The 23617-nt window shown below is 68.5% G+C and carries 28 protein-coding genes; 14 read left to right on the plus strand and 14 right to left on the minus strand.

What is annotated here, in order from left to right:
• A partial coding sequence (locus ACZ6DL_RS30780; RefSeq protein WP_466056357.1) for a hypothetical protein occupies nt 1-222 on the plus strand: 222 nt, incomplete at its 5' end.
• A 213-nt stretch (nt 223-435) separates the two neighbouring features.
• Here ACZ6DL_RS30780 and ACZ6DL_RS30785 read toward each other — a convergent pair.
• From ACZ6DL_RS30785 to ACZ6DL_RS30800, 4 genes are all read right to left on the minus strand, one after another.
• Nucleotides 436-1632 carry a CHAP domain-containing protein gene (locus tag ACZ6DL_RS30785; protein WP_466056359.1) on the minus strand — a complete coding sequence of 399 codons (1197 nt, stop codon included), beginning with the start codon at nt 1630-1632 and terminating at the stop codon, nt 436-438.
• A 267-nt stretch (nt 1633-1899) separates the two neighbouring features.
• A complete protein-coding gene (locus ACZ6DL_RS30790; RefSeq protein ID WP_393239292.1) occupies nt 1900-2751 on the minus strand; it encodes a TIGR02569 family protein in 852 nt (283 codons plus the stop codon).
• Nucleotides 2752-2806: 55 nt separating this feature from the next.
• A complete protein-coding gene (gene moeZ / locus ACZ6DL_RS30795) occupies nt 2807-3991 on the minus strand; it encodes an adenylyltransferase/sulfurtransferase MoeZ (RefSeq protein WP_466056361.1) in 1185 nt (394 codons plus the stop codon).
• Nucleotides 3992-4415: 424 nt separating this feature from the next.
• Complete coding sequence (locus ACZ6DL_RS30800; RefSeq protein ID WP_466056363.1) at nt 4416-5585, minus strand: DUF3152 domain-containing protein; 1170 nt, start codon at nt 5583-5585, stop codon at nt 4416-4418.
• A 281-nt stretch (nt 5586-5866) separates the two neighbouring features.
• Here ACZ6DL_RS30800 and ACZ6DL_RS30805 point away from each other — a divergent pair, with 281 nt between their 5' ends.
• Nucleotides 5867-6532 carry a TetR/AcrR family transcriptional regulator gene (locus tag ACZ6DL_RS30805; RefSeq protein WP_040869167.1) on the plus strand — a complete coding sequence of 222 codons (666 nt, stop codon included), beginning with the start codon at nt 5867-5869 and terminating at the stop codon, nt 6530-6532.
• A 79-nt stretch (nt 6533-6611) separates the two neighbouring features.
• Here the strand turns inward: ACZ6DL_RS30805 and ACZ6DL_RS30810 are convergent, their stop codons facing one another.
• Complete coding sequence (locus tag ACZ6DL_RS30810; protein ID WP_379054191.1) at nt 6612-6842, minus strand: DUF3107 domain-containing protein; 231 nt, start codon at nt 6840-6842, stop codon at nt 6612-6614.
• A gap of 66 nt (nt 6843-6908) precedes the next feature.
• The gene (locus tag ACZ6DL_RS30815) at nt 6909-7448 is read right to left on the minus strand and encodes a YceI family protein (protein ID WP_466056365.1); all 540 of its coding nucleotides are present in this window, start codon (nt 7446-7448) and stop codon (nt 6909-6911) included.
• A gap of 102 nt (nt 7449-7550) precedes the next feature.
• Here ACZ6DL_RS30815 and ACZ6DL_RS30820 point away from each other — a divergent pair, with 102 nt between their 5' ends.
• On the plus strand, nt 7551-8387 hold the full coding sequence (locus tag ACZ6DL_RS30820) for a helix-turn-helix transcriptional regulator (protein WP_466056367.1): 837 nt from the start codon (nt 7551-7553) through the stop codon (nt 8385-8387).
• Nucleotides 8388-8394: 7 nt separating this feature from the next.
• On the opposite strand, the gene ACZ6DL_RS30825 is transcribed toward ACZ6DL_RS30820, so the two are convergent.
• From ACZ6DL_RS30825 to ACZ6DL_RS30835, 3 genes are read right to left on the minus strand one after another with little or no spacing between them, the layout of a single operon-like run.
• Entirely contained in the window at nt 8395-9096 is a 702-nt protein-coding gene (locus ACZ6DL_RS30825) for a ferritin-like fold-containing protein (RefSeq protein WP_466056369.1), read from the minus strand.
• A gap of 27 nt (nt 9097-9123) precedes the next feature.
• Entirely contained in the window at nt 9124-10179 is a 1056-nt protein-coding gene (locus ACZ6DL_RS30830) for an alpha/beta hydrolase (protein WP_466056371.1), read from the minus strand.
• Between the two features lie 56 nt (nt 10180-10235).
• A complete protein-coding gene (locus tag ACZ6DL_RS30835) occupies nt 10236-11093 on the minus strand; it encodes an SCO6745 family protein (protein ID WP_466056373.1) in 858 nt (285 codons plus the stop codon).
• Between the two features lie 409 nt (nt 11094-11502).
• Between ACZ6DL_RS30835 and ACZ6DL_RS30840 the strand changes: the two genes are divergently transcribed.
• From ACZ6DL_RS30840 to ACZ6DL_RS30865, 6 genes are all read left to right on the plus strand, one after another.
• Nucleotides 11503-13266, plus strand: a complete 1764-nt coding sequence (locus ACZ6DL_RS30840; RefSeq protein WP_466056583.1) for a DEAD/DEAH box helicase — start codon at nt 11503-11505, stop codon at nt 13264-13266.
• A gap of 27 nt (nt 13267-13293) precedes the next feature.
• Nucleotides 13294-14523: an Rv3212 family protein gene (locus ACZ6DL_RS30845; protein WP_466056375.1), complete on the plus strand. Its 1230-nt coding sequence runs from the start codon at nt 13294-13296 to the stop codon at nt 14521-14523.
• Nucleotides 14524-14565: 42 nt separating this feature from the next.
• Nucleotides 14566-15078, plus strand: coding sequence for a nitroreductase/quinone reductase family protein (locus tag ACZ6DL_RS30850; RefSeq protein ID WP_466056377.1), 513 nt, complete (start codon nt 14566-14568; stop codon nt 15076-15078).
• Nucleotides 15079-15161: 83 nt separating this feature from the next.
• On the plus strand, nt 15162-15767 hold the full coding sequence (locus ACZ6DL_RS30855; protein WP_466056379.1) for an acid phosphatase: 606 nt from the start codon (nt 15162-15164) through the stop codon (nt 15765-15767).
• On the plus strand, nt 15764-16291 hold the full coding sequence (locus ACZ6DL_RS30860; protein WP_466056381.1) for a GNAT family N-acetyltransferase: 528 nt from the start codon (nt 15764-15766) through the stop codon (nt 16289-16291). Before ACZ6DL_RS30855 ends, ACZ6DL_RS30860 begins: the two co-directional genes overlap by 4 nt.
• 3 nt (nt 16292-16294) lie before the next feature.
• Entirely contained in the window at nt 16295-17002 is a 708-nt protein-coding gene (locus ACZ6DL_RS30865) for an endonuclease V (RefSeq protein ID WP_466056383.1), read from the plus strand.
• On the opposite strand, the gene ACZ6DL_RS30870 is transcribed toward ACZ6DL_RS30865, so the two are convergent.
• Nucleotides 16981-17394: a hypothetical protein gene (locus tag ACZ6DL_RS30870; protein ID WP_040869183.1), complete on the minus strand. Its 414-nt coding sequence runs from the start codon at nt 17392-17394 to the stop codon at nt 16981-16983. The two genes, ACZ6DL_RS30865 and ACZ6DL_RS30870, sit on opposite strands and share 22 nt — an antisense overlap.
• Nucleotides 17395-17593: 199 nt before the next feature.
• On the opposite strand from ACZ6DL_RS30870, the gene ACZ6DL_RS30875 reads away from it, so the two are divergent.
• Nucleotides 17594-18538, plus strand: a complete 945-nt coding sequence (locus ACZ6DL_RS30875) for a diacylglycerol/lipid kinase family protein (RefSeq protein WP_062973767.1) — start codon at nt 17594-17596, stop codon at nt 18536-18538.
• Between the two features lie 255 nt (nt 18539-18793).
• On the plus strand, nt 18794-19048 hold the full coding sequence (locus ACZ6DL_RS30880) for a WhiB family transcriptional regulator (RefSeq protein WP_011211115.1): 255 nt from the start codon (nt 18794-18796) through the stop codon (nt 19046-19048).
• Between the two features lie 437 nt (nt 19049-19485).
• Here the strand turns inward: ACZ6DL_RS30880 and ACZ6DL_RS30885 are convergent, their stop codons facing one another.
• Nucleotides 19486-21000, minus strand: coding sequence for a sensor histidine kinase (locus ACZ6DL_RS30885; RefSeq protein WP_357046112.1), 1515 nt, complete (start codon nt 20998-21000; stop codon nt 19486-19488).
• Between the two features lie 22 nt (nt 21001-21022).
• Entirely contained in the window at nt 21023-21238 is a 216-nt protein-coding gene (locus ACZ6DL_RS30890; protein WP_357131864.1) for a biotin/lipoyl-binding carrier protein, read from the minus strand.
• Between the two features lie 90 nt (nt 21239-21328).
• Here ACZ6DL_RS30890 and ACZ6DL_RS30895 point away from each other — a divergent pair, with 90 nt between their 5' ends.
• Nucleotides 21329-21403 (plus strand): 50S ribosomal protein bL37, encoded by a 75-nt coding sequence (locus ACZ6DL_RS30895; RefSeq protein ID WP_022597109.1) that lies wholly within the window; start codon nt 21329-21331, stop codon nt 21401-21403.
• Nucleotides 21404-21482: 79 nt separating this feature from the next.
• On the opposite strand, the gene rsrA is transcribed toward ACZ6DL_RS30895, so the two are convergent.
• Together rsrA and ACZ6DL_RS30905 are read right to left on the minus strand one after the other, a co-directional pair.
• Nucleotides 21483-21749, minus strand: a complete 267-nt coding sequence (gene rsrA, locus ACZ6DL_RS30900) for a mycothiol system anti-sigma-R factor (protein WP_393239326.1) — start codon at nt 21747-21749, stop codon at nt 21483-21485.
• Between the two features lie 20 nt (nt 21750-21769).
• A complete protein-coding gene (locus ACZ6DL_RS30905; RefSeq protein ID WP_063053296.1) occupies nt 21770-22402 on the minus strand; it encodes a sigma-70 family RNA polymerase sigma factor in 633 nt (210 codons plus the stop codon).
• A 296-nt stretch (nt 22403-22698) separates the two neighbouring features.
• Here ACZ6DL_RS30905 and ybaK point away from each other — a divergent pair, with 296 nt between their 5' ends.
• Together ybaK and ACZ6DL_RS30915 are read left to right on the plus strand one after the other, a co-directional pair.
• Nucleotides 22699-23193: a Cys-tRNA(Pro) deacylase gene (ybaK, locus tag ACZ6DL_RS30910; protein WP_393239243.1), complete on the plus strand. Its 495-nt coding sequence runs from the start codon at nt 22699-22701 to the stop codon at nt 23191-23193.
• 74 nt (nt 23194-23267) lie between these two features.
• Nucleotides 23268-23567 carry a hypothetical protein gene (locus tag ACZ6DL_RS30915; protein ID WP_466056386.1) on the plus strand — a complete coding sequence of 100 codons (300 nt, stop codon included), beginning with the start codon at nt 23268-23270 and terminating at the stop codon, nt 23565-23567.
• Nucleotides 23568-23617: the final 50 nt, after the last annotated feature.

Genomic DNA, 23617 nt, shown 5'->3' on the forward strand with positions numbered 1-23617 from the left:
GCGATCGTCAAGGGCGAGAACATCCCGGAGCCGGGCATTCCGGAATCGTTCAAGGTCTTGCTCAAGGAACTCCAGTCGCTGTGCCTCAACGTCGAAGTGCTCTCAGCGGGTTCGGCCATCGAGTTCCAGCACGCCGACGACGAGATCGATCGCACCGCCGCCAATTTGGGCATCAACGTGTCCGGCAACGAGTCCGCTTCAGTGAACGATCTTTCGATCTGAGCAGGCTGTCGCGCGATTCAGGGCACCGCGCACGGAACTGTCGCGAGACACCGTGCGCGGTGCACCGGAACATGTGCGGCGAAGGTCTGTGCTGCCACGGTTCAGTGCAACGCCACGGTTGGAAGTAGGCGACCACGTCCGGCCGGGACACCGAACTCGCATCAGCAGCACGGGCCGGCCGGGTAACCGGCCGAAAACCGCGAGTGGAACTCGTTATACCCGCGAGGCGTTGTTGGACGGCGGCTTGACCACTCCGACAAGCGATCCCGCGTTCATGGAATAGCTGTTGGATTTCAGTTGATCGCTGGAATTGCCTTCGATGGTGGTGATCCGGCCGGTTCGGGGGTCCACGGACTCCACGATTCCCACATGGTCGGGGGTTCCGTCGCCTTCCCAGTCGAAGATGATCATGTCCCCCTTCTGGGCATTCGAGATGTTCGAAGCCAACCCCATGTGCTTGGCATCGTTCCAAATGGCGGGCACATAGTTCTTGTTGGTCCAGTCGACGTTGTACCCGGCCTGATCCCACGTCCAGGTGGAGAAGGCCGCGCACCACGCGTCGTTGATGTTGTACGGGGCCTTGTAGAGCTTGCCGTCCGGGCCGCGGAACATGGGGACGTTGTTGCCTCCGCTTTCGGAGACACCGAGCGCCAGTTGCTCTCGCGCCTTCGCGACGATGTCGTCCGGAGTCCCCGTACCTCGGGTCCAAGTGGCGTTGCTCGCGGTCGGCGCCCACGGAGACCGGGACCCTACATCCGGCGCGTTGCCATAGGGGTTGCGCGGGAGGTCGGGAATCCTCTTGTAGATATCGCCCGCGTCCCTCTGCATACCGTTGTCCGCGTCCTCGATCGTGTCGTGCACACGGTCCACGCCCTCCAAGATCAGCTGTAACAGCCGATTCTCCTCGGCGGCGGTCAGGTGCAAGTTCCCATCGGGCAGACGGGTCAGCTGGTGCTCCCCTGGTGCGCGACTCAACTCCGTTTTGAGCCCGGCCACAATCCCTTTGACATCCTGGAACGCTTTGTTGGAGGTGTCGAAGCTCGCGATGGCGCTTTCGTTCACACCGTCGTTCTGCGCTTGCAGCTGCGACGTTTTGTCCCGGAACGCACCGCGCTTGTCGTCGTAGTTGTCGACCAGCACCGACGATCCGGGATCGAGCGTCTGGGCGCCATCCTTGGTGAGCTTGCGGCCGTCGGCGCTCAGCAGCTTCTTATCCGCCAGCCAAGCGATCATGTCCGGTTGCCCACCGTCCCACCCGGACGCGAACAGCACGACCGCGTTCTGCATGTACACATTGGCCGCGTCGACAACCGCATTGAGACCGTCGCTGGCATAGGCGGGATGCGGAAGATCTTCGAGATCTATATCACTCAGAGTAGTCATGCACGCCCTCCACCCGGCGCGGTCCACACGGCCGTTCCCCGCAGGCCGACAAACAGCATCCGTAACCTCACTCGGCCGAGACCGCCGGACGTCGTGGCGGCACACTCATCTCTACGGCCGAGTATCGGGCATTCCCGGCATTGGCAACTCGCGACGCCCGCGACGGCCGTTTCTCACGGGCGCGAGCACTCAGCTGCGTTTGATCGCCGAGGCGCGCAGCGCCGCCACCGACACCCGGTCGCGGGATTCGATGTGTCACCGCACGAATGTTCTGTGAACAGCGGGAAGCCCGGCTCAGAGGGTCAGGCGCACCATGTCCGCGGTCCGCGCCAGACCCGGGAAGGCCTGCGGAGTCGACCTCGGGTGCAGCGCGTGTACCGCGAGCCGGAACATGACCGCGCGCAACAACATCTGCGGCCACTCCGGCAGGTCCGCCCAGCGTTCGAGCAACCCGTCGTCCGCGCCGCCCCAGGCCAGTGCGTCCACCACGATCACGCCCGCCGCCCAGGGCGCGGGCCGCCAGTACGGGGTGATGTCGGCGAGGCCGGGGACCTGCGCGCCCGCGAACAACACGGTGCCGAACAGGTCGCCGTGCACCAGTTGCGGCGGCGTCTGCACCGGTTTGCGGAGGGTGGCCAGCTGACCGATCAGTTCGATGCTGCGCCGCCCGTCCGGAGACGTCGACAGCGAAGCGCCGCCCGCGCGGAGGCTGCGCAACGGCACCGGCTCCCAGGCGGCGCGATCGGCCGCGACGAACACGTCCACGTCCACCCATGGCACGACGGGAGGCTGCGAGAGGAAGCGCGGCCGCTCCAGGTGCGCCGTCGCCTGGTGCAGGCGCAGGGACACCGAGACCACCTCGTCGTGCCGTGGCTCGGGCGCGCCCTCCAGATAGGTGTCCGCGCGCCACCCGGACACCACGTAGCGGCCGTCGGTCGCCCGCACCGGACGCGCCAGCCGCAGCCCGTCCACCTTCAGCGTCTCGCGGATCTTCGCCGACCACGCCGCGCGCGCGTGATCGGCGACCGGACTGAGCACCACGTCACCGAAGCGCCAGCCGCCTTCCCAGTCGCCGATCGAAACCGGGGTCACTTCGCGCAGACCGAACGTGGCACGCACATGCTCGGGAGGTTCCACAGAAGTCACGGCCGTACGGTACGTCGTGTCTGTTTTGGCGCGCCTTCGGCGCGCCGTATTCGCCTCAGTACACCGGCAGCGACTTGTCCACCTGGTTGGCCCAGGCGATGACGCCGCCCTGCAAGTGGGTGGCGTCGGAGAAGCCCGCGCGTTTGAGGGCGGCCAAGGCCTCGGCGGAGCGCACGCCGGTCTTGCAGTGCAGCACGATCGGACGGTTCTGCGGCAGCTCGGCCAAGGCCTCGCCGGACAGGATGCGGTCCTTCGGGATCAGTCTGGCGCCTTCGATGTGCACGATGTCCCACTCGACCGGCTCGCGTACGTCGATCAGCTCGATCGGCTTGCCCGATGCCAGCAGTTCCTCGAGTTCGCGCGCGGTGATCGTGGATCCGGCCGCGGCCGCCTGGCCCTCGTCGGACACCACGCCACAGAACGCCTCGTAGTCGATCAGCTCGGTGATCGGCTGACGCTCCGGATCGCGGCGCAGCTTGATGGTGCGGTAGTTCATGTCCAGTGCGTCGTACACCATCAGCCGCCCCAGCAGCGGCTCGCCGATGCCGGTGATCAGCTTGATGGCCTCGGTCACCATCACCGAACCGATGGACGCGCACAGCACACCGAGCACGCCGCCCTCGGCGCAGGACGGAACCATGCCGGGCGGCGGGGCCTCCGGGTACAGATCGCGGTAGTTGATGCCGCGCCCGTCCGGCGCGTCCTCCCAGAACACCGAGACCTGGCCCTCGAAGCGATAGATCGAGCCCCAGACATACGGCTTGCCCGCCAGCACCGCGGCATCGTTCACCAGGTAGCGGGTGGCGAAGTTGTCGGTGCCGTCGACGATCAGGTCGTACTCGCGGAACAACTCGATCGCGTTCTCCGGTTCCAGCCGGATCTTGTGCAGCCGGACGTCGATGCCGGAGTTGATCTCCAGGATCGAATCACGCGCGCTGTCGGCCTTGGGGCGGCCGATATCGGATTCGCCGTGGATGATCTGACGTTGCAGGTTCGAGGCGTCGACCTCGTCGAACTCGACGATGCCGAGCGTGCCGACACCCGCGGCGGCCAGGTACAGCAGGGCGGGCGAGCCGAGACCGCCCGCGCCGATCACCAGCACCTTGGCGTTCTTCAGACGTTTCTGCCCGTCCACGCCGAGATCGGGGATGATCAGGTGTCGGCTGTAGCGGGCTACCTCATCCCTGGTCAGCTCCGCGGCCGGCTCGACAAGTGGCGGCAGGGACTTGGGTGATGACACGTCCAGGACTCCTCGAATCGCTTGGCCGATCGCTGCGGCGGTGTGACGCCCGTATCGGGCTGGCTCAACTGTGCAACACCGACGACCGGGCCGTTCTTCCCGCCCATCGTTCCGTATGACCGGCGCGCCGCGACTACCACCCTCTCCATCCGACGAACGCTGCCCTCCCATAGCGACGGTATCGGCCTGACCTCGGGTTCCGAGCGAAGCGAGACCGAGCATCCGCCGTTCGCGGCCCGCGCCCGAGCGACTCGCCGCGTCCGCGACGAAAAGCACCCGGCCACGCCACCAACCACGGCGAAACCCAGATCACACGGCCACCGCCCCACGACCCCACCAACCGAACTCCCGGTTCCGAGCGAAGCGAGACCGAGCACGCGCCGTTCGCGGCCCGGCGCCGCAGGCGCTGGAAAACCAACACAGCCTATCCCCGAGGGTAGGGCCAGGGGTTGAAGCGGCAGTGCTTGCCGTCCATCGGGACCACGCCGTGCGGATCGAGGGAGGCGATGTCGTCGTTCTTGGTGCCGAAGGTCTGCTGCATCATCACCGGAGCCAGCCCACCGTCGGTCTCGCACGGCTGGTGCTGGTGGTAGCCGATGGCGTGGCCGACCTCGTGGTTGATCAGGTATTGCCGGTAGGACCCGATGTCGCCTTCGAAGGCGAGCGCGCCGCGCACCCAGCGGACGTCCGACAGCACCACACGGCGGTCGTCGGCGTTGTAGCAGGAGGTATCGATCGGGATGTCGAAACCGCATTCCTTGCGGCTGGATCCCCGGGAGGTGAGCGAGACGCGGAAGTCGGCGTCACCCTGATCGACCCGGCGGAACGCGAACTTGGGGTCGTGCACCCAGCTCTTCGGATTGGCCAGGGTGGAATCGACCATCTTGGCGATGGCCTCGTCCCCGCCCAAGCCGGAGGTGTCCACGCCGTTCTCGATCTCCACGGTGTAGCGGAAGACGGTGGTGGTTCCGGTGCCGACCTGGGCGGTGGCGCCGGGCACCACGTGCCAGCCGCCCGCGCCGGTCTCGGCGAACGCGCCGCCCTCGGGCAGTGCCCCGGCGGGTAGATCAGTGGAGAAGTGCCCGTCGCCCGGCGGTGCGCCGATGATGCCCGCGGTGGCGGTGGCGGTACTGAGGCGTCCGAGCCCCGGATCCGAGCCCGCGATGCTGTCGGGGTCGGCGGCGCGGATCGCGTCTACGACGACCAGGACGGTGATCACGACCAGCACGGGCAACGCGTACGCCCGCCAGCCGTAGGTCGAGACGAATCTGCCGAGCGCGCTCTGCTTCTTGGCGTCGCGCTCGGGTCGGCCGCGGTCCCTGCCGTCGTCGGGGGAAGTGGGATCCCATCGGGCGCGCAGTGGTTGATGGGATCGTTCGGACTTGTGCGAGTAGAGACCCAGCGGGTCGTAGACCTCGACGGCGTCTCGATCGGGCTGCTCCGGATCGGGCTGTGACACAACGGGTTCGGGCGGTTTGCGGCGCTTGCGCTCTTTCTTCCCGCGACCGGGTGACCCGCCGCCCGCCCCCGACCGCTCGGCCGCGCCGGTTCGAGCCGCACCATCCGATCGCGCCTCTGGCCAGGTTCTCGCCATGTGGTCCGACCCTACGGAACCGGACGCGCCGGAGCCAGCCGGGCGGCGCGCACCGCGCCGTCCGGCGGGGGGTCTCTCCGGTCGGTCGGTCACGTTCACCAGCGTCTCACAGCAGCGAATCCCCACTCACGGGCACACCTCGCGGCCCGGTCGGTGCGAGAATCCTTTCCGGGTGGCACCAGTTGCCCGGCCCCGATCCGCGGGCGGGCGACAACCGGGTATCGTTCATGAGATAACCCGGTGCACACCCCTTTGCCGGGGAATCGACTGGGAGAGCCGAAATGACTGACCTCGTGGACCGGATGACGTCCCGTAGATCGTCGTCCGAGGCCATGGCACCCGCCAAACGCGGTACCCGGCTTCCGCGCGACGAGCGACGTCAACAGCTACTCGCGGCGGCAAGCGAAGTCTTCGTGCAGCGCGGGTACCACGCCGCCGGCATGGACGAGATCTCGCAGTGCGCCGGGGTGAGCAAACCGGTGCTGTATCAGCACTTCAGCAGCAAGCTGGAGCTCTATCTCGCGGTGCTGCAGAACTACGTGGACATGCTGGTGTCCAGCGTCCGCCAAGCGCTGCGCTCCACCACCAGCAACAAGCAGCGTGTGCGTGCCGCGGTGCAGGCGTACTTCGACTTCGTGGACAACGAGATGCAGGGCTTCCGACTGGTCTTCGAGTCCGACCTGACCAGCGAGCCGCAGGTGCAGCGCCGGGTCGAGCAGGCCACCGAGGCCTGCGTGGACGCGGTCTTCGACCTGGTCGCGCACGACTCGGGCCTGGACCCCTACCGTGCCCGCATCCTGGCCGTCGGCTTGGTCGGCGCGAGCCAGTTCACCGCGCGGTACTGGCTGGAGGCCGATCGGCCGATTCCGAAGGAGGAGGCGGTCGACACCACCGTCTCGCTCGCGTGGGGCGGCCTGAAGCACGTGCCGCTGCACCCGATCGACTGAGCGGTCCCGACGACGAACGAGCCCCTGTCCCCGAGCTATCGGGGGCAGGGGCTCGATTGCGTATGGGGCGGACCGTGAATCAGACCGCGGCGAAACCGACGCGGCCGCCGGTGGTGGAACCGATCTCGACGTAGGCGACCTTCGACGCCTGGATCAGGAACTTGCGGCCCTTCTCGTCGGAGAGCGACAAGACGCCACCGTCGCCGCCGCCGAACGCACCGGACACCAGCGCCTCGACCTCTTCCTGGGTCTGCGCGCTGTTGATCACCAGCTCGCGCGGGCTATCCGAAATACCGATCTTGACCTCCACGGCCAACCTCCGAACCTGAGAGTCCTGTGCTGTCGAGTCCAGGCTAGTGGGGGCCGCCGACGGCATTCACTTCGGCTCGATGAGCTGGATCTCCAATTCGATCTTGACGGTGTCGCCGAGCATGCCGGGCAGAGGGCCGCCGACGCCGAAGTCGGTGCGCTTGATGGCGCCGGTGGCGGAGAAGCCCGCGTGCCGGTCGCCGGTCGGGCCGAAGTCCTGCACGCCGCCCCACTCGACCTCCAGGGTGACCGGCTTGGTGATCGTGCCGAGCGTCGCCTCGCCCTCGACCTCGAAGGTCTCCGCGACGAATACCGGCCGGGTGGCGCGGAAGGTCAGCGTGGGGCGGTTGGCGACGTCGAGGAAGTCGGCGGTGCGGATGTGGGCGTCGCGGTCGGCGTTGCCGGTGTCGAAGGAGTCGAGGTGGATCGTCGCGCCGATGGTGGCCGCGCCCGATTCGTCGACCACGAAGTCGGTCTCGAACCGGGTGAATCCGCCACGCACCTTGGAGATGCCGAGATGACGAATGGTGAAGGCGACCGAGGAGTGCGCGGTGTCGAGTGCCCACGAACCGGTTTTCAACGTGGTGGATTCCGAGGTGGATGTCATACCTCCGACAATGAACGGACCGCGGTCCGCTAGCCAGACCGCCGTTATCCTGGACCCGACAGGGCGCGGATAACTGTCCTCGGACCGGGCACGATGGGACACATGGCTCGAAACGGATTCGCGGAATTCCTCATCGCGCGGCGCGCCGAATTGCGGCCGTCGGACGTCGGCCTGCCCGCGGGCGGACGCCGCCGGACCCCTGGCCTGCGTCGCGAAGAGGTCGCCGTCCGCGCGGGGGTGAGCGCCGACTACCTGGCCCGGCTGGAGCAGGGACGCGACACCAACCCGTCGGTCGCGGTGATCGACGCCTTGGCCGACGCATTGTTGCTGAGCGGCGACGAACGCCAGCACTTCGGCATGCTCGCACTCACCTCGGGCAACGAATCCCGGTGCCCCGGCAACGAATCCGCCGCGGAGGAGGTGGCCCCGACGATCGAGACCATCCTGCGGGCCTTGCATCCGACGCCGGCCTTCGTGGTCGGCCGGAGGCTGAACGTGCTGAGCTGGAACCAGGCGTGGGCCGATTTCGCCGCCCCGCTAGGGCTGCTGGACGGAGCCGACCGGCCCAACCTCGCGTGGTACACCTTCGCGCATCCCGCGGCGCGACGCGTCCTGCGCAACTGGGAGCAGGCCGCCGACGCCTTCGCCGCCGCGCTCGGCCGCGCCAAATTGCACTGGCCGGGCGACGACGCACTGCTGGAGACGATCGAGGCGCTGCGCGAACTCCCGGAATTCGCGCAGCGCTGGAAACCGCATCGGGTCGGCGCCGCGGGCTCCGGGATGCTGCACCTCGACCATCCCGTGCACGGCATGGTCGAGGTGCCGTTCGAGACCCTGGAAGCCGACCGCGACCAGAGCGTCGTCGTCTGGCTGGCCGACCGGGCGAGCACGCTCGCGCCCGGCTTGCGGCTGGTGACCGACCGCGCGGCGAACGCCTAGCCCGCGCTCAGATGCCGAGTACCGCCATGCGCTCGGCGTGACTGTCCTGCATCCGCTCGATCAGCGCCGCGATGCCGTTGAGGTCGCCGGTGGCGGTGAGCACCAGGTCGGTGAGTTCGTCGCGCTGCGCCATGACGTATTGGGCCTGCGTGAGCGCCTCGCCGAGCAGCCTCCTGCCCCAGAGGGTGAGCCGGTCGCGTTCGGAGCGGCTCTCGGTGACCGCGCTGCGCACCTCCTCGACCACGAACTCCGAGTGCCGGGTCTCGGCGAGCACGTCGCGGACCACCGCGGCGACATCGGGAGTCAGCGCGCCCGCGATCTCGGTGTAGAAGTCCGCGGCGATGCCGTCACCGACGTAGAACTTCACCATCGACTCGAGCCACGTCGACGGGTCGGTGGAGGCGTGGTAATCGTCCAGCGCGCGCACGAACGGCGCCATCGCGTCGAACACATCGGCGCCCCGCGCCGCCAGCGCGGACTCCAGCGTCTTGAAATGCTCCATCTCGGCCGCGGCCATCTTCGCCACCGCCACCTTGCCCCGCAGGGTCGGCGACAGCTTGGCCTCCTCGGCCAGCCGGTAGAACGCGGAGATCTCGCCGTAGGCGAGCACCGCGAACAGGTCGGTCACGCCGGGATGACTCGCGGGGATGAAGAGGTTTGCTGGGTCGGTCGACGAAACACCTGACGCGGCAGGTGACTGTGCTCCCATGTGCCCCAGCGTAATACTCACGGCGATTCAGGCGGTCTCGGCCAGGAACTTCTCGAGATAACTCCATGTCGTGTCACGCGCGGTCGGTGCGGCCAGGATGCCCAAGTGGCTGCCGGGAGCGCTCTCGTAGCGGACCATCGCCGCTCCGGTGAGCACGCGGGCGCCCGCCTCGACGGCGGGAGCCGGGGTGATCACGTCGGAGGGCCCGCCTACGAGCAGGACCGGCGCGGTCACATCCGCCAGTTCTATCCGGCGTCCGCCCAGCACGACGACACCCCGCCCGATGTCGTTGGCGAGGATGAACCGGCCCCACAGCTGGCCGTAGAAACGGCCGGGGTAGCCGGGCATCTCGGCCATGAACCGATCGATCGTCTCCATCTTGGCCAGCGCCTCGGTGCGCGCGATATTGCTCGCGACGAACCACGGCCGGGTCAGCTCGCGGTCCCAGGCGGTGACCCTGTAGCCGATTCGAGTCAGTGTCGCAGGAACGCCACCGGCCGCGCGGATGACGGTGGAGGTGGCCCGGCCGCCGGTGAGTTTGGCGACGGCGCGCAGTTGCGGCACGCCGGTCATCCGGTCGTAGTCCAGCGGTGAGCCGACGGCTGTGATGGACCGGATGGGCAGCTCGGGGTGCGCCGCGGCGGTCAGCAAGGCCAGCGTGCCGCCGAGTGACCAGCCGACCAGATCGACCGCGCGTCCGTCGCGATCGGCGCTGGTGCGCAGCACCGCCTCGGGCAGGATGTCATCGATCCAGTCCTCGAAACCCATGTGCCGGTCGGCGAAGGTGATCTCGCCGTAGTCGACGACATACGGGCGGCGGCCGATCTCCAGCAGGAAGCGCGCCAGGCTCTGGTCGGGCCGCAGGTCGAAACAGCTGGCGGGCGCGGCTAGCGGTGGGACCAGCAGGACCGCCGAATCCTCTTCCGGCACCGTGGCGTCCGCTCGCTCGAAGCGCCGCAGTTGCCGATGCGGCTGGTCCCACAGGATCGTCGCGGGAGTCGGGTCCGGCGCCTCGATGCCGGAGCCGAAGGTCAGTGCCCACGCGTTGCGTGCGGCGAGGGTGACAGTGTCGGCAAGGCTCACATCGAAGAGAGTCTCATATGCCGATACCGCCGGTAACAGGCAAGTCCCGGAGCACGCTACCGCGGGCCCATGCCGACCGGGTTGAGCGGCGGGACCACGGCCTCTTGCACGCTGCGCACCAGCGGCTCGAGCGACGTGGTGAGTTCGGTGATCGCGTCGGCCGACAGCACCGCGAGCGCGCCGGTCCACGCCGCGTCGTCGGTCTCGGCCTCGACTTCGGCGAGCAGCTGCGCGCCGCTGCCGGTGAGGGTGGGTGTGACCGGTTCGCCTGCCACCAAGCCCCGGGCGCGCAACTCGTCGAAGGCATCGGCCCACTCCGCCTCCGACACCCCGCGCGCGGGGCGCATCACCGATTCGGGCGCCTTACCAGCGGCCACCTGGGCGACCAGCGCTTGACGGCCACTGAGACCGTGGGTGACCAACGCCGCGACATGGCCGTCGCCACGGTGCTCACGCAGCGCGGTGCTCAGCTGCCACAGCGCCGCCACCGGGTCGGACGACAGCGGCAGGTCCGCGTTCGCGGCGAACAACGCCCGGCCGGTCGGATCGGCCTCCCGCAGCGCGGGCGTGAGCAACTCCACCGCGCGAGCGCACACCGCGTCACCCGCGCCGATGCCGCGCAGCAGACCGGTGGCCAGGTCGAGCCGGGCGGTCAGGCAGCTTTGCGGCGTCGCCCGCTCCCACGCCTCCGGCAGCGCGCGCCGCACCATGTCGGGGTGGAATCCGGCGAAGACCGCTTGCACCGTCGCGGGTGTCACCGCGCCCAGCGGCGCGGCGCGGAAAGCGAAGTAGGTCTGCCAGTAGCCGCGCAGGCCGATACCGACGCCCGCCTCCTTGACGCCGGTTCCGAAATAGACCACATCGTGTAGCGGTTCGAGCGTCGCCCAGATTTGCCGGGCCGGATGAATTCCCATGTGGCGCAGCGTACGTGGGGGCGCGGTGCGGCGAAAGCACGCGACGGGTCCGGCGGATTTCCGGGCGCGCGCCGCAGTGGCAATTCGAGCGACGCACAATATCACGCTACAATCGCGTCGGACAACGGAAAGTTTCGCTCGACAGAGTTGCCGGACGTCGCGCTCACGCACATCGCGGAGACGCCGCTGCGACCGCTGACCGGTTTCGGGTGCGAAGTTTTCGTTGGACAAGAAAATGTGCGCGCACCAATCCGCGTCACCAATGCGCCGCGCCGATGTTTTGCGAGGTAGCCGCCGCTTATCCCGGCAGGCGCCCGGCATCCGGAGCGTGGCCGGGTGAAGTATCGCCTGCGGAGTCGTGGTCGTCGCGGACCGCCCGGTCCGCCCCACCTCGTGCGCGCGGGACGTGATTACGAGGAAGGCACGAACCCTGAGCAAGATCACAGTCGATCAGGAACCAGGTCTGGCGGAGACCCTGTTGACGGCCGAGCTGGACGCAACGCACACCGCCCCGACTTTCACCGAATTGGGCGTGCGCGCGGAAATCGTCCGCGCACTCGGCGAGATCGGAATCGAACGTACTTTCGCCATTCAAGAACTGACCCTTCCACTGGCGCTCGCCGGGGAAGATCTCATCGGTCAGGCCCGTACCGGTATGGGTAAAACCTTCGGATTCGGCGTTCCGCTGCTGCACCGCATCGCGACCGCGGAATCCGGCACGACGCCACTGGACGGCACACCGCGCGCACTGGTCATCGTGCCGACGCGGGAGCTGTGCATCCAGGTCACCAAGGATCTGGAGAACGCGAGCAAGTACCTGACCAATCACCAGGGCCCGCTGCGCGTCGCGTCCATCTACGGCGGCCGTCCCTACGAGGCGCAGATCGCGGCGCTGCGCGCGGGTGTCGACGTGGTGGTCGGCACGCCCGGCCGGCTGCTGGACCTGGCGGACCAGCAGCACCTGATCCTCGGCAAGATCGGCGTGCTGGTGCTCGACGAGGCCGACGAGATGCTCGACCTGGGCTTCCTCCCGGATATCGAGCGCATCCTCGGCATGGTCCCGGACAAGCGCCAGACCATGCTGTTCTCCGCGACCATGCCCGGGCCGATCATCACCCTGGCGCGCACCTTCCTCACCCGCCCCACGCACATCCGGGCCGAGGAGCCGCACGACTCGGCGGTGCACGACCGCACCGCGCAGTTCGTCTATCGCGCGCACGCCTTGGACAAGAGCGAGTTGATCGCGCGCATCCTGCAGGCCGAGAGCCGCGGCGCGACGATGATCTTCACGCGCACCAAGCGTACGGCGCAGAAGGTGGCCGACGACCTCGCCGAGCGCGGGTTCGCGGTGGGCGCGGTGCACGGCGACCTGGGGCAGATCGCCCGCGAGAAGGCGCTGACCAAGTTCCGCAAGGGCACCATCGACGTGCTGGTCGCCACCGACGTCGCGGCGCGCGGCATCGACATCGACGACGTCACGCACGTCGTCAACTATCAGTGCCCGGAAGACGAGAAGACCTACGTGCACCGGATCGGGCGCACCGGCCGGGCGGGACGCACCGGCGTCGCGATCACGCTGATCGACTGGGACGAGCTCAACCGCTGGTCGGCGATCGACAAAGCGCTCGGCCTCGGCATCCCCGACCCGGTCGAGACGTACTCGCGCTCGCCGCATCTGTACTCCGATCTCGGTATTCCCGAGGGCGTGACGGGCGTGGTGCGCAAGGCGCAGGTGGAACGCGAGGCGGACGCGGTCGTGGTCGAACGCCCGGCCCGCACCCCCCGCAAGCGCAACCGCAGGCGCACCCGCGCCGGCCAGCCGATCGACGGGACGACGAACGTCACCGACGCGGACGAGACCGACTCGCCCGCGGACGCCGAGAGCACGTCTTCGGAGCAGGCGGGAGCCGAGACCGACGCCGACAAGCCCGCCCGCCGCAGGCGCAGGCGGCGCAAGCCGAGCACCGACGGGACCGACAACACCGCCGGCGACGAGTCGAGCACCGAGGCCTCGGACGAGCACGGCAGCTCGGACGACAACGACGCGGACGAGACCGGCACCGTCGACCGGCCCGCTCGCCGTCGGCGCAGGCGCCGTCGTGCCGGCGAGGGCGACGCGGCGGCGGAGGACGCCGGGAGCGCGGCGGAGCCCGCGGCAGCGGCCTCGGCCTGACCGCTCGGATCGGCTAGTCTCGCTTTCGTGCTCGCACCCGAGCGGCGGACGCGCGCCGATATCATCTCCGCAGTCGCGATCGCGGTTCTCGTGGTGATCGCCGGGGCCTTGGTGTGGGTGCGCGGCGACGCGCACGGCACCGAGTCGGTGACCGCGTCCTCCACGGTGCCGACCCCGGCGGCGGCCGATCAACTGCCTGCCGCGCTGCGCGAACTGTGGCACGCGCCGGACGGTGCGAGCGCTCGTGCGCTCGTGTCCGGCGGCGTCGCGGTGACCGGCGACGGCGACACGGTCACCGGCCGGGATCCGCGCAGCGGTGACCAGCTGTGGAAGTACCGGCGCGACTTGCCGCTGTGCGGGCTCGAGGGCCAGTACGGCATGGTGATCGCGGTCTACCGCGACGAGCGCGGGTGCAGCCAGGCCACGATGCTGGCGGGCGACAGCGGCGCCCGCCGCACGGCGCGCAGCAGCTACATGGACCGCGACGTGCGGCTGTCGGTCGACGGCACCTACCTGCTCGCGCAGGGACCGCAGCGGCTGGAGATGTGGCGCTCGGACCTGGTGCGCACCGTGGAGTACGGCTTCGTCGACGCCCCGGTGAACGTCAAGACCCAGCCGCGCAGGGGCTGCACGCTGCTGTCGTCCGGTTCCAGCCCGTCCCGGCTCGCCGTGCTGGAACGCTGCCCCGCCGACCCGGCCGAACGGCTCACCGTGCTGAACCCGGCCCCCAAGGACAACACGGTGCCGGAGGAGTACGGCTCGCACGTGTTGACCGGTCCCGGAGCGGATTCCGCGGAAGCCCGGATGATCGCGGTGTCCGACAGCCGGATCGTGCTCTATTTCCCCGGCGCCACCACCGGCGCGGAGTCGCTGCCGCCGCGCCTGGCCGTCTACGACGGGAACGGCAATCCTATTGTGGTGCATCAGCTTTCGGCGCCGCTGAGCCAGACGGCGACGACCACACGCATCGGGTCGGCCTATCTGGTCTTCACCGGTAACAGCGTGATCGCCTTGAACGGCAGCACTTTCGACCCGCTGTGGACCGCGGGCGCGGCGCTGGGCGCACCGGCGCTGATGGCGGGAAAGCTGCTGCTGCCCACCGCCGGCGCGCTCACCGTCCTCGACCCCGCCACGGGAACCGAAGCGGGGCGCATCCCGGTGGAGCGACCCGGCTACGGCGGCGGCCCCATCTCCCTCACCGTGATCGGCACGACCGTACTCGAACTGCGCGAGGGCGAACTGCACGCCTTCGCGTGAGGCCCGGCGAACTTGTCGGTGCCGTGGAGCACACTCTGGGGCATGAGCGAAACCCCGCCCGCCGCAAGCGAAAACAGCGCTGCTATCACCTCCTACGACGATCCGGACGCGCCGTGGAACCAGCGGTACTCCGATGAAGACATCGCGCACTGGAACGACGGTGTCATCCAGGAGTTCCGCGACAACGCGGGCAAGGTCGGCGGCGCGTACGAAGGCGGTGAACTGATCCTGCTCACCACCACCGGAGCCAAGAGCGGCAAGACGCACACGGTCCCGCTCGGCCTGTTGCGCCGTGGCGAAACCCTTTACGTGAGTTCGTTCATCGAGGACCGGTACCCGGCCTGGTACCACAACGTGAAAGCCGATTCCGCCGTCACCGTCGAGTTGGGGCCCACCACCCATCGAGGCACGGCGCGGGCGCTGGAGGGAGCCGAGTACGACGAGTTCGCGGCGTGGGCGATGGCGAACAATCCGTTGCTCGCGGACTACCAGGCCAAGGTCACGCGGCCGCTTCCCCTGGTGGTGCTCGAACTGGGGGACCCGATCGAGTCCTAGTCCCGGCGGTGGGCGCGGGTTCGGATCCGGAGGGCGTCCGATCCAGCGCACCGCCATGATCATCGGTGGACCATCATGGAGACATGTCCGCACTCGACGATGCCCGCGTTGTGCTGCTCCGGCACGGCGAGACCAGCTGGTCCACACAGCGGCGGCACACCGGCCGCACCGATCTCCCGCTCACCGAGCGCGGCGAAGAGCAGGCCAAGGCCGCGGGTAGCCTGCTCGCTACGCTGAAACTGCGAAACCCGTTGATACGCACCAGTCCTCGGCTCCGTGCGAGACGCACCGCCGAGCTGGCCGGGCTCACCGACGCCGTGGTGGACGACGAACTCGCCGAATGGGACTACGGCGCCTACGAGGGCCTGACCACCCCGCAGATCCGCGAGACCGTACCCGGATGGACCATCTGGACCGGTCCGGTCCCGGACGGCGAGACCGCCCGGCAGGTATGCGAGCGCGCCGATCGGGTGCTGGCCACCGTGCAGCCGGTGCTGCCGGAGCGGGATATCGTGCTGGTGGGGCACGGCCACTTCTCCCGCGCACTGATCGCCCGCTGGGCGGAATTCGACATTCGGGAGGGCCGCCGGTTCGCCATGTCGACCGGTGCGCTGACCGTGCTCGGCTACGAACACGACGCGCGCGCGATCCGCGCGCACAACCTGGTACCCAACGGAGCGTCACTGTGACCCGAACCGGCCCCGCCGACCCCACCGCCGTCGACCTCGGCGCCGCCGTCCTGCGCCGCGCGATCCCTTCCGACGTGCCCGCTCTGGTCGATCTCGTCTACGAGCTGGCCGAATACGAGAAGGCGCGCCACGAATGCACGGTCACCGCCGAGCAGCTGCACGCCGCGCTGTTCGGGCCGGAGCCGAAGGTGTTCGCGCATGTGGTCGCGGACGAGTCGGGCCTGCTGGGCTGCGCGATCTGGTTCCTCAACTTCTCCACCTGGGACGGCGTGCACGGCATCTACCTGGAAGACCTCTACGTCAAACCGGAGACCAGGGGCAAGGGCTACGGCAAGGCGCTGCTCACGGCCCTGGCGAAGGAGGCCGTCGACCACGGCTACAGCCGCGTGGCCTGGTCGGTGCTGACCTGGAACAAGCCATCGATCGACTTCTACGAGTCGATCGGCGCGGTGGCGCAGGTCGAGTGGGCGGGCTATCGGCTGGCGGGTGACGCGCTCGGCAAGCTGGCCGCCGAGGCCCGGTAGCGCATGTCCTGGCTCCCGCCGCTCGACCTCGGGGCCTGGCCCACCACCGCCGAATCGGCCATGGCGATGCAGGACGAATTGCGGCCGCTGGTCTCGCCGGTGACCCCGCCGGGCGCGCCGTTCCGGACGGTGGCCGGACTCGACTCGGCCTACGACGACACCGGCGCGGTGGCCGCGGCCGCCGTGGTCTTGGCGGCGGACACCCTGCACCAGGTCACCTCCGCCGTCGCGCACGGCGTCGCGGACTTCCCGTACCTGCCTGGCCTGCTCGCTTTCCGGGAGATCCCGGCGACCCTCGCCGCGCTCGGAAAACTGGACAGCGCACCCGATCTGCTGGTCTGCGACGGGCAGGGACTGGCGCATCCGCGCCGCTTCGGCCTCGCCTGCCACCTCGGCCTGCTCACCGGGATCCCGACGATCGGCGTGGCGAAAACCGTGTGGGGCGAGTATGCCGAACCCGGTCCGGAACGGGGCGCGGCCACCGACATCACCATCGACGCGGTGGTGGTCGGGCGCGCGTTGCGCACCAGAAGCGGCGTCAAGCCGGTGTTCGTATCCGTGGGCCATCGCATCGACCTCGACACCGCATGCGCCCAGGTGCTGGCGCTGACCCCGCGGTACCGGCTACCGGAAACCACCCGCCACGCCGACCAGCTCTGCCGGGCGGCGCTGCGCGCGGCTGCCGCGGACTATTCCGGCTCGACCCCGTAGTCCTGGGCCATCCAGCGGGTGGAGGCAGGCGCGAACAGCAGCACCAGCGCGGCGACCGCCACGACCCCGAGCGCAGCGCCGTAGACCGGCTGATGCGAGTCGGTGAGCAGCGACCAGGTGACCGGGAGCAGCAGCAACTGCGCGATCACCGCGATCGCGCGCCCCCAGCGCTTCCCCAGCAGCAGTCCCGCGCCCGCGGCCAGCACCGCGCCGCCGAGGATGCCGAACCAGGCCGCGGTGCCGTAGCCGCTGGTCGTGGATTGATCGTGACCGAGCAGCCCACGCACCACCAGCACGATGGCAACGCCCACCGCGACGACGCCTTCCAGCGTCACCAGGGCACCCGCCGCCCGCACCGTCGTCGGCACCGCCCCCGCTTTTTCGTCGCTCACGCCAGCGCCTCGCCCACACTCGGCTCCGTCGTGCGCGACGGCGCACGGTGTCCTCGCTTGCCTCGCTGACGCTCGTTCACGCGGCAAGCCTACGACCCGCTCAGTGCCGCCCTCGTCCTGGCGTATGCCCGCGCAATGGCAGACGGGGCGCCACTCGCCGCTTTTCCGGCGCGGGCCGGCGGGCAACTAGGCTGCCATCGTGCGGACGCTGCTGATCGTGAACCCGAATGCCACCTCCACCACGCCGGCGACCAGGGACCTCTTGGCGCACGCGCTGGAGAGCCGCACCCAGCTGACCGTTGCGCACACTCAGCACCGCGGCCACGCCGCGGAACTGGCCCAATGGGCGGCGACCAACGAGATGGACCTCGTCGTCGTGCACGGCGGCGATGGGACGGTCAACGAGACCATCAACGGCTTCCTGCCGTTGCCGGTCCTCGACGACGGTCAAGCCTGGTTGCCGCGCCTCGGTGTGATCCCCGGCGGCTCGGCCAACGTCTTCGCCCGAGCGCTCGGCATCTCCCCGGACCCGGTGACCGCCACCAATCAGCTCATCGACCTGCTCACGGTGGAAACCGATCGCCGAATCGGTCTCGGACTGGCCGACGACCGCTGGTTCTGCTTCAGCGCGGGCGTCGGATTGGACGCCGACGTGTGCGAGGCGATCGATGCCAGCCGCGCCCGCGGCCGCGCCGCCACCCCCGCGCGATATGTTCGAACGACTGTTCGGCAATTTTTCCGGGCAAAGCGCAACGAACCGGGTGTTCAAGTGGAAATTCCCGGTCGTGATCCGGTGGACGGGGTGCACTACGCCTTCGTAACCAACACCACACCGTGGACCTACCTGAACGCCACGCCGGTGCACACCAACCCCGGCACCCGGTTCGAAACGGGGCTCGGAGTGTTTGCGGTGCGCTCCATGGCCGTCGTCCCCACCCTGCTGCTCGCGCGCCAGCTCCTCGCAGCCGACGGAAACCCCAAGTCCCGCAATTTATTTCGCGAAGACGACGTTCCCACCGTACGAATCGAGTCCAAAGAACCCATCGGCCTGCAAATCGATGGCGACTTCATCGGCAAGCGCAACGTGGTGGATTTCACTGCCGTGCCCGACGTCCTCGCGGTCGTCGCTCCGCGGCCGCACTGAGGGCGAAACACCCCCGAAAACATCGCGGGTAGTGCTGCGAAAACCCGGTGGAGCGAGTACAAAGGACCGGGCAGGCTTCCCCCTGTGGGGGCCTTCAGAGCGTGAGCTTCCCCACGGTGCACCGCGTGCCTATTGACATCTACGGTGTTCGTGAAAGCATTCACAAGCAACCGTGCGGAAACATTCGAGTCGCACAAGTGAACGAACCACAAACCCATAGGCGCCCCATGCGGCGCCCAGCAAAGGAGCAGAGGAATGGACTGGCGCCACAAGGCCATCTGTCGCGATGAGGACCCCGAGCTGTTTTTCCCGGTGGGTAACAGTGGTCCGGCGCTCGCGCAGATTGCCGATGCCAAGCTGGTCTGCGCTCGCTGCCCCGTAACCGCCGACTGCCTGTCCTGGGCCCTGAAGTCCGGACAAGACGCCGGCGTGTGGGGTGGTATGAGCGAAGACGAGCGCCGGGCGCTCAAGCGTCGCAACGCGCGCACCCGCACCCGCACTGTCGTCTGAGCCAGACGATCAGCATTACCGGGCCATTCAGCCCGGCCCGGTAACGCATTTCAGCCCGGCACCCATAGGTGCCGGGCTGTGTTGTTTATGCCCGCCGGATCACGAACTGGAAATACCCGGTCTCGCTTCGCGGAGGAAACGGGAACCGACCCAATACGGTTGCGTGCAACGGCAATTGCGGCAATTGCGACCGGTCGGCGATTCGACTCGCGAATGCGCGGGACCTGTGCGAAAGTAGTCGGTTCTCCAGCGCACGGGACGAGTAGCGAATCCGGCCCGCACCTCGCATTCCACCCGATACGGACATTCGGAGGGGTACTGCGCCGCAAGCCGCCGACCGCACCCGAGTAGCGCCCGCCCGCGACCTCCGAGCAACAGGTCCCGGGAGTTCGCACGCGACCGGTGCCGAAGCGGCGGGTCCGTCCACCGCCGATCGGTCAGCGGCCCGAACGACGGCCCAGCGGGACCCGCAGGACGGCATCGGTGCCGATATCGGCGCCGGGATGCAGGCCGATGGAACCGCCGAGTTCGGCGGTGACCAAGGTCCGGACGATCTGGAGGCCGAGCCGATCGGAGGACTCCAGGCTGAACCCGGGCGGTAGGCCGCGGCCGTCGTCGCTGATGATCACGTCCAGCCAGCGCGCCGAACGCTCGGAACGGATTGTCACCGTGCCGTTTTCGCCCGAATCGAAGGCGTGCTCGATGGCGTTCTGCACCAGTTCGGTGAGCACCATCACCAGCGGGGTGGCGCGTTCGGCGGAGAACACACCGAGCGAGCCCGCGCGGCGCACCTTGATGCGCGTGGTGTGCACCGTGGCCACGTCGGCCATGATCGGCAGCAGCCGGTCGACGACCTCGTCGAGATCGACCTCTTCGTCCACCGACATCGACAGCATCTCGTGCACCGACGCGATGGAGGTGACCCTGCGCACCGATTCGGTGAGCGCGACCTGCGCCTCCTCGTTCTCGGTGCGGCGCGCCTGTAGGCGCAGCAGCGCGGCGACGGTCTGCAAATTGTTCTTCACCCGGTGGTGGATCTCCCGGATGGTGGCGTCCTTGCTCAGCAGGGCGCGATCGCGCCGCTTGACCTCGGTGACGTCGCGGACGAGAACGGCGGCGCCGGCCAACTCGCCGTGCGGGCGCAGCACGAGGGTGCGCAGCAGCACGGTGGCTCCGCGCGCCTCGACCTCCATCCGGCGGCCGGTCCGCCCGGCCAGCGCGGCCTGGATGTCGCCGACCACTTCCTGGGCGTCGAAGGGATCGGTGATCAGGGACCGGGTGGTGACGGCGAGATCCTGGCCGACCAGGTCGGCCTGCAGGCCCATCCGGTGATAGGCCGACAGCGCGTTCGGACTGGCGTAGACGACGATGCCGTCGGTGTCGAGCCGGATGAAGCCGTCCCCGGCGCGCGGGCTGGAATGGGTGGCCGCGCGATCCTCGGTGGTCGGGAAGGTGCCGTCGGCGATCATCTGGCACAGATCGTCCGCGCACGCCACGTACGCGCTCTCCAGCTGACTGCGCACCCGGGAGCGTTGCAGATCGGTGTCCCGGCTCAGCACGGCGATCACATCGTCACCGCAGCGCACGGGGATGGCCTCGCGGATGGCGTGCACCGGACGCGGGTGGTAGACGCCGGATGTCTCGACGTCGCTGTCGGCTCGCACGATATCGCCGCTGGCCAGCGCCTCGAAAACCTGCGGATGTTCGGCCTGTACCGCGGACGTACCGACCAGATCCTCTTGGTGCACGGTGTGTGCGGTGGTGGGACGGCACTGCGCGACACAGACGATGTCCGCGCCCTCCGTCACGGGGCCCGCACCGACCCACAGCAGCAGATCGGCGAAGGACAGATCGGCCAGCAGCTGCCAATCGCCCACCACCCGCTGCAGATGGTCCACGGCGACCCCGGGGAGGTCGGTGTGCTCGGCCAGCAGCTCGCTCAGTGTCGCCATGCAGATCTACCGCCGCAATCGATCAGGAGATGACCGCGATCAGGTGGCCCGCCTTGATCGCGTCGCCCTCCTTGACGCCGATCGAAGTCACTGTGCCACTGGACTCCGCGAGCACCGGGATCTCCATCTTCATCGACTCGAGGATCACCAGGGTGTCGCCCTCCCGGACTTCGTCGCCCTCCTTGGCGACGACCTGGTAGACGACCGACACCAGCTCGGCGAGCACTTCCTCAGCCATGGCACCCCATTCACTCGTTGGCCTGTATCCGCTGACGGTACAGCCAACCACACGTGAAAGAATGGCCTTCAATCAGAAGGGAGACTACTCATGGGTAAGCGCGGACGTAAGAAGCGTAGCCGCAAGGGGAACGCAGCCAACCACGGCAAGCGGCCCAACGCCTGAGCGCGACGCTCGGCTCGAAAAGCACGAAGCGGCACGCACTTCCAGCGGGAATGCGTGCCGCTCACGTTTCACCGACCGGCTACTCCGAGGTGTCGACCGAGGTCTCCCCGACGACGAACGTCCGGCGGATCTCGATGGTCAGGCGCTCTCGCAACGAATCGGGCGCGCGATCACCGCCACATTTGCGGCTGAGCAGGCTCTTGACCTTCTCCTCGATGCCGTATGCCTCGATACACGGACTGCAGTGCTCCATGTGGTGCTGCAACCGCGCCCTGGTCGCCTCGTCGCACTCCCCGTCCAGCATCAACCACACGTCGGCCAGCACCGCCGTGCAGTCGAGCTCCATGTCGGGGTCCCGTTCGGTACTCACTGCTTGACCTCCTGGCGTTCCCCCGAACGGTTGAAACCGCGCTCGCGCGCGACATCGGCGAGCAAACCCTTCAGTTGCTTGCGGCCGCGATGCAGCCGGGACATCACCGTACCGATGGGCGTGCCCATGATGTCGGCGATCTCCTTGTACGGGAAGCCTTCGACATCGGCGTAGTACACCGCCATGCGGAACTCCTCCGGAAGTTCCTGCAGCGCGGCCTTGATGTCGTCGTCCGGTAACGCGTCCAGCGCCTCGACCTCGGCCGAGCGCAGACCCTGTGAGGTGTGCTCGGCGGTCGCGGCCAGCTGCCAGTCGGTGATCTCGTCGGTCGGATACTGGGCGGGCTGGCGCTGCTTCTTGCGATAGGAGTTGATGTAGGTGTTGGTCAGGATCCGGTACAGCCAGGCACGCAGGTTGGTGCCCTCCCGGAACGACTTGAAGCCCTGGTAGGCCTTGACGTAGGTCTCCTGGACCAAGTCCTCGGCATCCGCCGGATTCCTGGTCATGCGCAGCGCGGCGCCGTAGAGCTGGTCGAGCAACGGGAGCGCGTCCCGTTCGAACCGCTGTGCCAGCTCGGCATCGTCGACGGCGCCGACATCGTCGGCCGCCACGTCATCGTCGCTCGTCACACCTGTCCCTTCGATCGCCGTACCTGCCAAATCTACCGGCATCGGCATATCGAAGGAGAATCCGCCGTCCGCCGGGGACACCTCGGTCCATACCGGGCGGTCGTCGAGCAGCACGGGCACAGGCATCTCCTTCACGTATCCATAGGGCCTGCTCACGCGCTGGAAACCAGTCCGAGCGCGGTGTACCGGCTACAACATGCGCGACCCGTCCGGTGTTCCCGGGTTCCTCCCGCTCGCGGTGAATGCGCAGGAAATCCCGTTGCAGGCCGGGCTACGGCCGCCGTTAAGGTTTGGCCATGGCAGCAGGCTCGACTCCGGCGATCCGCGCGTTGACCCAGGCGAAGGTGTCCCATCGGGTGCACGCCTACAAGCACGATCCGCGCGCCGACTCCTACGGCACCGAGGCGGTCGACGCGCTGGGCGCCGAACTCGGCGTCGCGGCCGAGCAGATCTTCAAGACGTTGGTCATCGAACTCGCCACCGGCTCGCTCGCGGTGGCCGTGCTTCCGGTGCCGAACACCCTGTCGCTCAAAGCCGCGGCCGCGGCGCTCGGCGCGCCGAAGGCGAGCATGGCGGACAAGACGCGGGCGGAGAAGACCACCGGGTACGTGCTCGGCGGCATCTCCCCGCTCGGTCAGCGCAAGCCGCTGCCCACCGTGATCGACGAGTCGGCGCTGGGCTGGGACCGGATGCTGTGCAGCGCCGGACGGCGCGGACTGGAGATCGAGCTGGCGCCCGCCGACCTGATCCGGTTGACCGCCGCGGTGACCGCCCCCGTGACATCCGCGTAATTCGTCCACCATCGGCGCGATCTGTGCGTTACTGAACTGGCCAGATCGACCCGACTCGTGAGGATGTGATGCGAATGTCTACGCACCAGCGTGTGCGCGCCGTGATCGTCGCGTTGTCCGGAGTGCTCGTCTTGGCTCTCGGTCCGGTAACGCTCCTAGCGCCCGAGGCCGCCGCCTCGCCGGGCACCTCGCCGGTCACGCAGGTCAGCGATTCCGTGTTCGACTTCGACGGTCAGGGATCGAAGAGTGATGACAAGGCCGGAAAGGCCGAGAAACTCAGCGGGAACGTCACCACCAAGCTGATCGACCTGGTCGCTGGAATCATCAAATGCGGGCTCAATATCGCCTCACCGAGCGTGAAGTGCTCGCTGTAGTTTTGGCCGCGACTTCGTCGCGGCGTGTTCGCGGCCCCCTTATGGCTCGC

This window comes from Nocardia sp. NPDC041819 (genome assembly GCF_055590505.1).